The sequence below is a fragment of the Lentzea sp. JNUCC 0626 genome, from assembly GCF_043632865.1.
In the GTDB taxonomy this organism is placed as follows: domain Bacteria; phylum Actinomycetota; class Actinomycetes; order Mycobacteriales; family Pseudonocardiaceae; genus Lentzea.
This window is the reverse complement of sequence record NZ_CP171635.1, coordinates 7,538,102-7,550,547: the sequence shown is the minus strand read 5'-3', so window position 1 is coordinate 7,550,547 and position 12,446 is coordinate 7,538,102. Positions and strand designations below refer to the sequence as shown.

11 protein-coding genes are annotated in these 12,446 nt (G+C 68.5%); 3 read left to right on the top strand and 8 right to left on the bottom strand.

The annotated features are described in order from the left end of the window. Positions 1-16 precede the first annotated feature (16 nt). Positions 17-865, top strand: coding sequence for an AraC family transcriptional regulator (locus JNUCC0626_RS34815; protein ID WP_394614973.1), 849 nt, complete (start codon positions 17-19; stop codon positions 863-865). Here the strand turns inward: JNUCC0626_RS34815 and JNUCC0626_RS34810 are convergent. Genes JNUCC0626_RS34810 through JNUCC0626_RS34795 form a run of 4 tightly spaced genes read right to left on the bottom strand, consistent with a single transcriptional unit; the run spans position 855 to position 5,889 of the window. Beyond that, positions 855-1,745, bottom strand: a complete 891-nt coding sequence (locus JNUCC0626_RS34810; protein WP_394622167.1) for an ADP-ribosylglycohydrolase family protein — start codon at positions 1,743-1,745, stop codon at positions 855-857. The genes JNUCC0626_RS34815 and JNUCC0626_RS34810 overlap by 11 nt on opposite strands. Positions 1,746-1,759: 14 nt before the next feature. After that, positions 1,760-3,016, bottom strand: coding sequence for a phosphoribosylamine--glycine ligase (gene purD / locus JNUCC0626_RS34805; protein ID WP_394614972.1), 1,257 nt, complete (start codon positions 3,014-3,016; stop codon positions 1,760-1,762). Between the two features lie 16 nt (positions 3,017-3,032). Then, positions 3,033-4,010, bottom strand: coding sequence for a TAXI family TRAP transporter solute-binding subunit (locus JNUCC0626_RS34800; RefSeq protein WP_394614971.1), 978 nt, complete (start codon positions 4,008-4,010; stop codon positions 3,033-3,035). Next, on the bottom strand, positions 4,000-5,889 hold the full coding sequence (locus JNUCC0626_RS34795; RefSeq protein ID WP_394622166.1) for a TRAP transporter permease: 1,890 nt from the start codon (positions 5,887-5,889) through the stop codon (positions 4,000-4,002). The genes JNUCC0626_RS34800 and JNUCC0626_RS34795 overlap by 11 nt, the downstream gene beginning before the upstream one ends. A gap of 146 nt (positions 5,890-6,035) precedes the next feature. On the opposite strand from JNUCC0626_RS34795, the gene JNUCC0626_RS34790 reads away from it, so the two are divergent. After that, complete coding sequence (locus JNUCC0626_RS34790; RefSeq protein ID WP_394614970.1) at positions 6,036-7,583, top strand: Na+/H+ antiporter; 1,548 nt, start codon at positions 6,036-6,038, stop codon at positions 7,581-7,583. 66 nt (positions 7,584-7,649) lie between these two features. After that, positions 7,650-8,732: a glycerophosphodiester phosphodiesterase gene (locus JNUCC0626_RS34785; RefSeq protein ID WP_394614969.1), complete on the top strand. Its 1,083-nt coding sequence runs from the start codon at positions 7,650-7,652 to the stop codon at positions 8,730-8,732. On the opposite strand, the gene JNUCC0626_RS34780 is transcribed toward JNUCC0626_RS34785, so the two are convergent. Genes JNUCC0626_RS34780 through JNUCC0626_RS34765 form a run of 4 tightly spaced genes read right to left on the bottom strand, consistent with a single transcriptional unit; the run spans position 8,722 to position 12,296 of the window. Continuing rightward, positions 8,722-9,846: an LLM class flavin-dependent oxidoreductase gene (locus JNUCC0626_RS34780; protein WP_394614968.1), complete on the bottom strand. Its 1,125-nt coding sequence runs from the start codon at positions 9,844-9,846 to the stop codon at positions 8,722-8,724. The genes JNUCC0626_RS34785 and JNUCC0626_RS34780 overlap by 11 nt on opposite strands. Then, on the bottom strand, positions 9,843-10,817 hold the full coding sequence (locus JNUCC0626_RS34775) for an ABC transporter substrate-binding protein (RefSeq protein ID WP_394614967.1): 975 nt from the start codon (positions 10,815-10,817) through the stop codon (positions 9,843-9,845). Before JNUCC0626_RS34775 ends, JNUCC0626_RS34780 begins: the two co-directional genes overlap by 4 nt. Then, a complete protein-coding gene (locus JNUCC0626_RS34770) occupies positions 10,801-11,502 on the bottom strand; it encodes an ABC transporter ATP-binding protein (RefSeq protein WP_394614966.1) in 702 nt (233 codons plus the stop codon). The genes JNUCC0626_RS34775 and JNUCC0626_RS34770 overlap by 17 nt, the downstream gene beginning before the upstream one ends. After that, on the bottom strand, positions 11,487-12,296 hold the full coding sequence (locus JNUCC0626_RS34765; RefSeq protein ID WP_394614965.1) for an ABC transporter permease: 810 nt from the start codon (positions 12,294-12,296) through the stop codon (positions 11,487-11,489). The genes JNUCC0626_RS34770 and JNUCC0626_RS34765 overlap by 16 nt, the downstream gene beginning before the upstream one ends. Positions 12,297-12,446: the final 150 nt, after the last annotated feature.

Below are 12,446 nucleotides of genomic sequence, written 5' to 3'. Positions count from 1 at the left end.
CCATAGCGTTGACCACGTGTTGGAGCGACTCAACGAGGCCATGGCCCGCATCGAGGACGACCTCGAAGGTGAGGTCGACGTCCGGGTGCTCGCGCGGATCGCGGGTACCAGCGAGTACCACTTCCGGCGCATGTTCAGTGCGTTGGCCGGGATTCCGATCAGCGAGTACATCAGGCGCCGGAAGCTCACCAAAGCGGCGAATGAGGTCCTTAGTGGACAGAGTTCGTTGTTGGACATCGCCGTCAGGTGGGGCTACGGGTCCAATGAGGCCTTTGCGCGGGCTTTCAAGGCCATGCACGGGGTTGGGCCTCAGGAGGCCCGGGCCAGCAAGAAGGTGTTGCGGTCGCAGCAGATCCTCACGTTCAGGTTGACCATCGAGGGGAGCATGAGCATGGAGTACCGGGTTGTGGAGAAGGAGGCGTTCCGCGTCGTCGGGCGGGGGACGCGGGTGCCGTTGGTGCATCTGGGGATGAACCCGGCGATCGTGGAGTTCGTCAAGGGCATCGGGATGCCGACGCTGGAACGGATGAAGGCGCTGAGCGACGGGGATCCGCAAGGGATGTTGGCGCTCACGTTCAACCAGGAAGGGGTCGAGGAGGGCTCGATGCTCGACTACTTCCAAGGGGTGGTGACGAGCCGGGAAGCGCCCGAGGACATGGAGACGCTCGACATCGAGAAAGGGACGTGGGCCGTGTTCACGGCTGAGGGGCCCTATCCGGAGACCATTCAGTACATGTGGCGGGACATCTACACGCAGTGGTTCCCGTCCAACAGTTACGAGAGTGCGGAAGGGCCGCAGATGTTGCGCACGCAGATCGACGGGGACCAGGCCAAAGCCGAGTTGTGGATTCCCGTCACCAGCTGAGGGCCAGGCGTTCCATCACGTCGCGGAGTTCCAGGACGGCCAGCCAGGACTGCGGAATGACGTCCACGCCGTCGCGGGCTCCTAGGATGTTGCCGCAGATCGAACCCGTCGAGTCGCTGTCGCCCGAGTGGTTGACGGCGATGCGCAACGCGGAGGCGAAGTCGTCGCCGACTAGGGCTGCGTGCAGGCCGATGGCCAGGGCCTCTTCGCCCACCCAGCCGCCACCCAGTGAGGACTCGATCTCCTCCGGGGTCAACGGGCCGAGCGTCATCACCTTGTCCAGCAACGAGGACTGCTCCTCGTGGCCGTCCCAGCGGACCAGTTCGGCACGAGCGACAGCAACGGCCGAAACCAGGTCCGCGCCGGACAGGAGAGCTTGGACGATCACGGCCAGCACGCCGGCGGACAGGTAGCCGCTGGGGTGGTGGTGGGTCATCCGGGCGGTGTCTACGGCCAGCGAGAAGACCTCGCGGACGTCTGGGGACCAGACGGCGACCGGGGCGGCTCGCATCACGCCGCCGCAGCCCTTGGAGTTGTTCTTTTCGTTGTGCTTCAAGGCCGTTATGCAGGTGTGGCCCGGTGCGCGGCGGGAGTGCAGGCGGCGGTCTGCCATCAGCCAGCCGTCGGAAGCGACCAGTGGGCCGCCTTGCGTGTGCAGCCAGCGCGCGTAGGCCGCCCGCACGGTCAGGCGTGGGTCCACGCCGTGGGTGCGGGCCACCAGCAGGCCTTCGAGGGTGAACAGCACCATCTGGGTGTCGTCGGTGATCTCCAGTGAGGGGAGGTCGACCACGCCGGCTGGGCCGTGGGAGCGGCGGATGTTGTCGATCGACGTGAACTCGATCGGCGCACCCAGACCGTCTCCCACGGCTCCTCCGAGCACGCAACCCAGGAGGCTCACGGCAGGGTGATCTTTCCTTCCACTGCCTTCAGGGCGATGTCCGAACGGTGGTGCGAGCCGGTGAGGTGGATGTCCGCGACGCGCTTGTAGGCGCGCTCGCGGGCCTTCGCCAACGACTTGCCGGTGCCCACGACGGACAGCACGCGGCCGCCGGTGGAGACCACGGCGCCGTCCTCGCGGCGGCGGGTGCCCGCGTGCAGGACGCCCTCGGCCTCGGCGCCGGTGATCGCGTCGCCGGTGCGCGGGCGGTTCGGGTAGCCCTCGGCCGCGACCACGACGGTCACCGCGTAGCCGTTCTCCCACTCCAGAGGCGCCAGGTCTCCCAGAGTTCCGTTGGCAGCGGCCAGGAACAAGGCGGAGATCGGCGACTTCAGCAGGGCGAGAACGGACTGCGTCTCGGGGTCGCCGAAGCGGCAGTTGAACTCGATCACCTGCACGCCGGAAGACGTCAGCGCCAGACCGGCGTACAGCAGACCGACGAACGGGGTGTCGCGGGCGCGCAGCTCGTCGACCACGGGCTGCACGCACCGCGTCACGATCTCCGAAACCAGGCCTTCCGGCGCCCACGGCAGGGGCGCGTAGGCACCCATGCCGCCGGTGTTCGGGCCCGCGTCGCCGTCGCCCACGCGCTTGAAGTCCTGCGCCGGGATCAGCGGCACCACGGACACGCCGTCGGTGACGCAGAACAGCGACACCTCGGGGCCGTCGAGGAACGATTCCAGCAGCACCGGGTGGCCGCCGTCGAGCAACGTCATCGCGTGCGCACGGGCCGCGGCCAGGTCGGACGTGACGACCACGCCCTTGCCGGCGGCGAGACCGTCGTCCTTCACGACCCACGTCGGCCCGAAGCGCGCGAGAGCGGAGTCCAGCCGGGCCGGGTTGTCCACGACCTCGCTGTGCGCCGTCGGCACGCCCGCCGCGTTCATGACGTCCTTGGCGAACGCCTTCGAACCCTCGATCCGGGCCGCCTCGCGGGACGGGCCGAAGCACGGGATGCCGAGGGCGCGGACCGCGTCAGCGGCCCCGACCACCAGTGGCTGTTCGGGGCCGATGACGACGAGGTCGGCCTTCCACTCCTTCGCGAGGCCTGCCACAGCCGCCGCGTCGGACACCTCCACGCCGTAGATCTCCGCGTGACCGGCTATGCCTGCGTTGCCTGGCGCGCACGCCAAAGCAGTCAGTTGCGGGTCGCGTGACAACGCGAGGACAAGGGCATGCTCACGGGCTCCAGACCCGATGACCAGGACGCGCACGATGACCCAGCGTAGTTCAGCCCAGCGCCTGCTTCGCCCCAGGGTGCAGCGGGACGGGGTCGGAGGCCGAGGCCTTGTCCCGAACGATGTCCTTCACGGCCGGGTGCACCTTCTCCAGGTCAGCCTTCTTGTCGAAGATCAACTTGGTTACGGCGCAAGCGTTGTTGGCCGCGAAGTCCTCCCGCACGAGGAGCAGGTTCGGCACCACGATCGTGGGAACTTCGGCCAGCCCGTAGGTCGCCGCGGGGATCGGCGCCGTGTCGTACACCGGCGAGATCTTCTTCATCTCCGGCAGCAACGGCGTGATGTCGATGAACTTCACCTTGTCCTTCATGGACGTGGTGATGTCCGTGATCTGCGGCGTGGGCAGACCGCCTGACCAAATGAGACCGTCGATGCTGCCGTCCTTCATGCCGTCCGCGGTCTTCGTCAGGTCGAGCCGCTGCGCCTGCACGTCGGAATCGATGTTGAGACCGGCCGTCTTCAACAACCGACCGGCGATCACCTCGGTGCCGGACTTCGGCGAGCCCGTCGAGATCCGCTTGCCCTTCATGTCCGCGATCGAGTTGATCCCGGCGTCCGCCCGCACCACGACCTGCGTGTAGTTCGGGTAGATCCGCGACAGGGCCGCGATCTTCTGCTTCTGCCCGTTGAACGCCCCGGTGCCGTTCACGGCGTCCGCGGCGGTGTCCGCCAGCGAGAACGCGATGTCGTACGTACCGGACACGAGTTGCTGAATGTTCTGAACGGACGCACCGGTCTCGGCCGCCGACGCCTTCAGCTTCGAGTTGTCGGAGATCAGCTTCGCCAGGCCTCCGCCGACCACGAAGTACACGCCACCGGAGTTGCCGGTCGCGATCGTGATCCGGCCGTCCGACGCCTCGCACGTCGCGCCACCGGACGAGGCGTCCGGCGTGGTGGGCGTGCGTTTGCCGCCACACCCGGAAACCACGAGCGCCAAAGCGATCGCGCCGATCGCGTACTTACGCAGCATCACGAACCCTCCCACGGGTCACCAGGTGGACCACCACGGCCGCCGCGAGGAACGCGGCCCCGATGGCGATCGTCAGCGGTTGCAGGTACAGCAGGAACAAGGCGGCCGGCGCGCACAGCACGCGTTCCGGCCAGCGCGCGGGACCGAACAGCCAGCCGCCGGTCAGCACGGCCAGCGCCGCGACCCCCAGCGCGGACGCTCCGAACGCCCACACCGAGTCGAGCAGCGGACCGCGCAGCAGCAGCGCCGAACCGGCGTCGGTCAGCACGAACGCCAGCGGCACGAGGAACGCGGGCAGCGTGTACTTCCACGTCTGCCACATGGTCTTCATCACGTCGCCGCCGGTCAGCGCGGCGGCGGCGACGGCCGCGAGGGCAGTCGGCGGTGTCACTTCGGACAACACCGCGTAGTAGAAGATGAACATCGCCGTCTCGGCCGGCTCGACGCCCAGCGTGATCAACGCGGGCCCGATCACGACCCACGAGATGATGAACGACGCCGTCACCGGCACGGCCAGGCCGAGCACCGACACCGCCACGGCCGCGAGCACCGCCGTCAGCATCAGCACCACGACGGGTTCGGACGTGAACACCGAAGCCAGGTCCACCAACGACCCCGCAAGCGCTTGCCCCAGCCCGGTCTTGGTGATCGTCGACGTCACCACACCGGCCGCCGCGCACACCGCGATCACCGGGAACGCCGACCGCACGCCCACCGACAGCGCGTCCGCGATCAGCCGCGGCCACTCCCGCCGGTGGTTGATCAACGCGAACAGCGCGGCCACGCCCGTCGCGTACACGACGGCCTTGTAGACGGGGATGTCCAGCGCCAGGAACACGATGATGATCCCGAGCGACAGGAAGTGGTACCAGCCGAGCTTGAGCACGTCGAAGAACCGCGGCGCGTCCACGTCGACCGGCCGGGCACCGAACCGCCGCGCGTCCGCCTCGACGGCCAGCGCGATGCCCAGGTAGTACAGCAGCGTCGGGATGATCGCCCAGACCAGCACCGACAGGTACGAGACCTCGAGGTACTCGGCGATGATGAACGCCGCCGCGCCCAGCGTGGGCGGCGACAGGATCGCGCCGATGCCGGACGCCGCGAGCAGCCCGCCCGCGTTCTCCTTGGGATACCCGGCTTTCTGCAGCATCGGCCACGTCACGGCGCCCAGCGACACGGTCGTCGCCGTGCCCGAACCCGACACCGTGCCCAGCAGGAAGCCGGCCGTGGCCGCGGTGCGACCGGGGGCCGTCCGCGACTTGCGGAACGCCGCGAAGCTGATGTCCACGAAGAACTTCCCGGCACCGGAGGCGTTCAGCACCGAGCCGTAGATCGTGAACAGCACGATGTAGGTCGCCGCCACGTCCAGCGGTGTGCCGTAGAAGCCGCTGGAGTCGTTGAAGAAACCGTTGATGATCTGCGGGAAGTCGACGCCGGAGTGCGATATCGACCACGACGGCGGCAGGAACCCGCCGTAGTAGGCGTAGGCGATGAACGCCAGGCACACCACCGGGAGCACCCAGCCGGTCGTGCGCCGGCAGGCCTCCAGGATCAGGACCAGCAGCACCGAGCCGACGATCACGTCCAGCGTCGTGAGCTGGCCCTGCCGGTTCAGGAACTCGTCGTAGCCGCCGAACAGCGGGTACGCGCCCGCCATGAACGACAGCCCCGCCAGCACCCAGTCCCACCACGGCGGCGTGTGTCCGCGGCCGTAGGCGAGGAACACCAGCGGCAGCGTCACCGCCAGGAAGATGATCAGGTAGTACTGGCTTCCCTTGGCGAACGGGAAGAACACCTGCTTGAGCACCAGCAGTGCGATCAGCAGGCCGCAGATCCACAGCGCTCGTTCCCATCGGGGGGAGAGCGAACGCGACGGCATCTCCTCGTCGTGCTCCGCGACGATGCGGGCGAGGTCCGGGTTGGCCACGGATCGACCGTACTGTGGGGCCGATCACAGCCCCAGAGGATCAATCCAAAGGGACTGCAAAGACTGCGAGGCCAGCCAGAACACGCAGAATGAGCAGCATGCACGGGCCTGAACTTCTGCTGCTGCTCCTCGGGGCGTTGATCGTCACGGCGATCGCGCGCCGGCTCAACTGGTCGTCACCGCTGGTGCTGGTCGCCGTCGGTCTCGTGGTCTCGTTCATACCGGGCGTGCCCGAGTTCGAACTCGACCCGCACCTGATCCTGCTGGTGGTGCTGCCGCCGCTGCTCTACAGCGCCGCGCTGGACAGCTCCTACCTCAACATCAGAGCGAACCTGCGGCCCATCGGCCTGCTCGCGGTCGGGCTCGTGCTGTTCACGACGCTGGTCGTCGGCGTCGTGGCCAAGCTGGTGTTCCCGGACCTGCCGTTCGCCGCCGCGCTCGTGCTGGGCGCCGTCGTGGCGCCACCCGACGCCGTCGCCGCGGTCGCGATCGGCCGCAAGCTCGGCCTGCAACGGCGGGCCATGACGTTGCTGGTCGGCGAGAGCCTGATCAACGACGCCACGGCGCTCACGGCGTTCAAGGTCGCGGTGGCGGCCGCGGTGGGCACCGCCATGGCCCCCTGGCAGGGTGTCGGGCTGTTCCTGCTGGTCACCGCTGGTGGCATCGGGGTCGGTCTGGTCGTGGGCGTGGTGGTCAGGTTCCTGCGCAAGCGGCTCTGCGAGGGCGTGCTGGAGAGCGCTCTCGGCCTGCTCGTGCCGTTCGGTGCCTACCTGCTCGCCGAAGAGGTCGCGCACGTCTCCGGCGTGCTCGCGGTCGTCGTGGCGGGCCTGTACGTCGGCCACCACTCGCCGCGCGGCCGGTACTCGACCCGGCTGCAGGACGCGGCCCTCTGGAAGGCACTCGACGTGCTGCTGGAGGCGTTCGTCTTCGCGCTCATCGGGCTCCAGGTGTCGACGATCATCCAGGACGTGGAGCTGGACACCGCCCTGCTGCTCGGGGCCGGCGCGGTGCTGCTCGCCGCGATCCTGGCGCGCTTCGTCTGGATGTACCCGGCGACGTACGTGCCGTGGTACCTGTCGAAACGCCTGCGCGGCAAGGAACGCGAACCGCACCTCGGGCAGGTGACGGTGATCGCCTGGACCGGCATGCGCGGGGTGGTGACGCTCGCCGCGGCCGCCGCGATCCCTCCGGACATGCCGGGCAGGAGCATCATCCTGTTCTGTGCCTTCGTGGTCACGGTCGCGACGCTGCTGTTGCAGGGCATGACGTTGCCGTGGCTGATCAACAAGATCGGCTTCGCGGGCGACGACGCGCGCCAGGACGCGTTGGCGGAGGCGCAGGTGCAGCACCGGGCGGCGCAAGCGGCCGTGACGCGCCTGGACGAGGAGGTCGAGGACGTTCCCGACCACGTGCGCGACCAGCTGCGCGCGCTCGCCGAGCACCGGGGCAACGCCGCGTGGGAGCGCCTGGGGCGCCAGGAGGACGAGAACCCGGCGGCCGCTTACCGCAGGCTGCGGCGGGTGATGCTGGGCGCCGAACGTGACGAGTTCGTCAAGGCCCGCGACGCCGGTGAGATCGACGACGAGGTGCTGTTCCGGGTGATGCGGGAACTGGACTTGGAGGAAGCCGCACTTTCCCGTGAATAGCCGTTCACCTGCATTTCGTGTTGCGATGCTTGGGTGCGCTCTCAACACGAAATGGGAGGTCGATCGATGTATCGGAGAGGTCTAGCCGCCGTAGTGCTCGTGTTCGCCGGTGCGGTGGTGGCGTCCCTGCCCTCCGCCTCGGCACACGACGACAAGGGCCCGATCGTCATCGGGCACCGCGGTGCATCGGCGTACCGGCCGGAGCACACGCTCGCCGCGTACGAACTCGCCGCCCGCATGGGCGCCGACTTCATCGAGCCCGACCTGGTGCCGACCAAGGACGGCAAGCTGGTCGCCCGGCACGAGAACGAGATCGGCGGCACCACCAACGTCGCCGAGAAGCCGCAGTTCAAGGACCGGCAGAAGACCAAGACGATCGACGGCGTCGCGGTCACCGGCTGGTTCACCGAGGACTTCACGCTGGCCGAGCTGAAGACGTTGCGCGCCAAGGAACGCATCCCGGCGATCCGCCCGCGCAACACCCTCTACGACGGCCGGTTCGAGATCCCGACGCTGCAGGAGGTCATCGACCTCTCCCGGCGGCTGTCCCGCGAACTGCACCGCGAGATCGGCATCTACCCCGAGACCAAGCACCCGACGTACTTCAAGTCGATCGGTCTCGCGCTGGAGCCGAAGCTCGTCGACCTGCTCAACCGCAACGGCCTGAACCGCAGCAGCGCCAAGGTGTACGTGCAGTCGTTCGAGGTCGCGAACCTCAAGGAGCTCAACCGCTCGCTGCGGGTGCCGATCGTCCAGCTCGTCAACGGCTCCGGCCAGCCCTACGACTTCGTGGTCGCCGGCGACAAGCGCACCTACGCCGACCTGGTCACCCCTGCCGGGCTGCGCGAGGTGCGGTCGTACGCGGACGGCGTCGGCCTCACCAAGGACATCATCATCCCCAGGGACGCCAACGGGTTCCTGAAGGCGCCGACCACCATCGTGAAGGACGCCCACAAGGTCGGTCTGACCGTGCACTCCTGGACGTTCCGCAACGAGAACTCGTTCCTGCCCGCGGACTTCCGGTCCTCGACCGACCCGGCCGCGTACGGCCGGGCCTTCGAGGAGTACGAGATGTTCTTCGAGCAGGGCATCGACGGCGTGTTCGCGGACAACCCCGACACGGCCGTCGAGGCCAAGGTCAAGCGCTAGCGAGTTGAAGCGTGCGGTCCTTGTCCAGCAACCCGCGTTGCTTCAGCAGGGGCCGCACGCCCTCACCGAACCAGTACGCCTCTTCGAGGTGCGGGTAGCCGGAGAGCACGAACTCCTCGATGCCGACGGAGTGGTACTCCTCGATCAGGTCCGCGACCTCGGCGTGCGATCCCACCAACGCCGTTCCCGCGCCACCGCGCACCAGTCCGACGCCCGCCCACAGGTTCGGGTAGATCTCCAGACCGCGCACGCCCCGGCTGAGGTCACCGCCGTGCAACGCCAGCATCCGTTGCTGGCCAACGGATTCCGACGCACCGAGCTGCGCCTGCGCCTGCGCGACCGCCGCCGGGTCGAGCGCGTCCAGCAGCTTCGCGGCCGCCGCCCACGCCTCCGCCGAGGTGTCCCGGCTGATGGTGTGCAGCCGGATGCCGAACCGGATCGGCCGGTCCGTCAACGCCCGCACCCGCGCGATCTTCTCCGCCACATCCGCCGGCGGTTCGCCCCAGGTCAGGTAGACGTCGGCGCGCGCGGCCGCGACCGGCAGAGCGGCGTCCGACGAGCCACCGAAGTAGATCGGCGGCACCGGGTCCGGCACGGCCAGCGCGGTCGCGTCCTGCACCTGGTAGTGGTCGCCGTGGAACGTGAACGGCTTGCCCGTCCAGATGCCGCGCACGACCTGGAGGAACTCGTCGGTGCGCGCGTACCGCTGGTCCTTGTCGAGCCAGTCGCCGAACCGTTGCTGCTCAACGGAATCGCCGCCGGTCACGACGTTGAGCAGCAACCGCCCGCGCGAGATCCGCTGGTAGGTCGAGGCCATCTGGGCGGCCAGCGTCGGCGAGAGCACGCCCGGCCGGAACGCGACGAGGAACTTCAGGGTCTTCGTCTGCGCGATCAACGCGGCCGTGGTCAGCCAGGCGTCCTCGCACCACGTGCCGGTCGGCGTGAGCACGCCGGTGAACCCGACCTGCTCGGCCGTCCGCGCGATCTGCGCCAGGTAGTCGATGTCCGGCTCACGACGTGCCCCGGCGGCGGGCGCGCGGTTGGCGTGGAAGTGCTCCACGACCGTGCGGCCGTCACCGGACGTCGGCAGGAACCAGTGCAGTGTGATGCTCATGCGAGATCTCCCTGGAACCGCGTGTCGACGAACTTCGCGAAGTCGACCTTGCCCGGCAACGTCTTGTCCTCGGTGAACGCGTCCGCGAGTTCCTGCTCGGACCTGATCACCGTGTCGTCCAGCTTCACCACGGTGTCGCCGTTGCGGTTCACGGCGGCCAGCGCGACGTCGTACTTGAGCCCGGTCTCGGTGGACCACGCCTTCGCCCACTCCTCGCGGTGCGTGTCGGCCCACTTCTGCGCCTTGTAGTACCGGATCAGGTACTCCTTGATCGCCGGGTTCTTCCCCTTGTCGTCCAACGCCTTCTTGCCGGCGACCTGGAAGCCGTAGCCGTTCGACTTGCCCTCGCCGGTGGTCAGCACGCGCGCCTTGGCCTCCTGCTGCGCCTGCGCGGTGTAGGGGTCCCAGACGGCCCAGGCGTCGACCTTGCCCTGGGTGAACGCGCCGTAGGCGTCGGCGGGCTGGAGGAAGTTCAGCGTGACGTCCTTGGTGGTGAGACCGGCCGCGCGCAACGTCAGCAGGATCTGGCCGTGGGCGGAACTTCCCTTCGCCACGGCGATGTTCTTGCCCCTGAGGTCGTTGACCGACCGCAACGGCGAGTTCTCCGGCACGAGGATCGCGTCGGCCTCGACCTGGCCCTTCGAGACGCCGACGGCGGCGATCTTGGCGTTCGCGGCGGCGGCGAAGATCGGCGGGGTGTTGCCGACCGCGCCGATGTCGATCGCGCCGGCGGAGGCGGCCTCGAGCAGCGGCGGGCCGGAGGTGAACGTCGACCACTCGATCTTGTACGGGAAGTCGTTCAGCAGACCGGCGGCCGTCAGCACGGACTTGGCGCCGCCCTTCTGGTCGCCGACCTTCAGCACGACGTCGGCGGCGGGCGTGTCCTGGGACTGGGTCGCCGTCGAGCAGCCGGTGGTGAAGAGGATCGCGGCGAGCAGGGTGAGCCAGCTTCGGTTAGGCGGCTTCTTCAACTTCGACTCCCAGGTCGGCGAGCACGCGAGTGCGTTGCTCCACAACGGAGGCCCGGCGACGCGGGCGGGGGTGGTCGACGTGGTGCGTGGCGACGATCCGGCCCTCGTCGAGCACGAGGATCCGGTCGGCCAGCAGCAACGCCTCGTCGACGTCGTGCGTGACGAGCAGGACGGCGGGCTGATGCCTGCGCCACAGGTCTTCCACCAGGTGGTGCATGGCCAGGCGGGTCAACGCGTCGAGCGCGCCGAACGGTTCGTCCAGCAGCAGCACGTCCGGTTCGCGGACCAGCGCGCGGGCGAGCGAGACCCGTTGCGCCTCACCGCCGGACAACGTGAGCGGCCACGCGTCGGCGTGATCGGTGAGCCGCACCTCCTCCAGCGCCTTGAGAGCGACCGCCCGGCCGTCCGGCCTGTGCAGACCGAGCGAGATGTTGCGCCAGACCTTGCGCCACGGCAGCAACCTCGGCTGCTGGAACGCGATCGACACCGTGCCGGGGACCTGGGCCGTGCCTTCGACGTCCCGGTCGAGGCCCGCGAGGATCCGCAGCAACGTCGACTTGCCGCACCCGCTGCGTCCCAGCAACGCCACGAACTCGCCGGGCTCGACCTCCAGGTCGATGCCGTCCAGCACCGTCCGCGCGCCGAACGCCTTGTGCAGGCCGCGCACGCTCACCGCTTTTGCCATCGCAGAACCCTCCTCTCCAGCAGCCGCACCAGGGCGTCGGTCGTCAGGCCGAGCAGCGCGTAGACCACGAGGCCGACGACCACGACGTCGGTGCGGAGGAACTCACGGGCGTTGTTGATCAGGAAGCCGAGACCCGCGTCGGCGTTGATCTGCTCGCCGACGATCAGCGACAACCAGGCCGTGCCGAGCGCGATCCGCAGTCCCACCAGGGTTTGTGGCACGGCGGACGGCAGCACGACGTGCACGACCCGTTCGATCCGGCTGTACCCGAGCACGCGGGCGGCCTCGAGCAGGCCGGGATCGGTCTGCCGGATGCCCGCGTGCAGGTTGAGGTAGAGGGGGAACGCGACACCGGCCGCGACCAGCGCGAGCTTGGGTTCCTCGCCGATGCCGAACCACAGGATGAACAACGGGATCAGGCCGAGGTGCGGCAACGTCCGCAGCATCTGCACCGGCGGGTCGAGCAATGTCTCGCCCCAGCGGGAAAGGCCGGACGCGAGCCCGAGAACGACACCGATCAAACCGCCGATGAGAAACCCGAATAGAACGCGCGTGATGGACACCGCGAACGCTTCGCCCAATTGGCCGTCGGCGATGAGCTCACCGGCGGATTCGGCGACCGTGAGCGGAGACGCGAGTTTGTCGGGTGACAGCACACCCGTTGAGCTGGCCAGTTGCCACAGCAGAACCAGCGCCACCGGGCTGATCCACCGCAGTGGCAGCTTGAACTTCCGCGCCTGAACAGGCGGCGCGGATTTCGGCCGCGCGGCCACTCCTGCAATGGACAAGGTCATGGGCGGAAGTACAGGCGAGCCCACGAGACGAGTCAACGACGCCCAAATCGTGAAAATACATCGCAACACGAGATGATCCCCGCACGGACATTTTCCCGCCAACGGCCGAGTGACAAGTGCGGTCCTTGACGATCAACATGCAGGCATGGT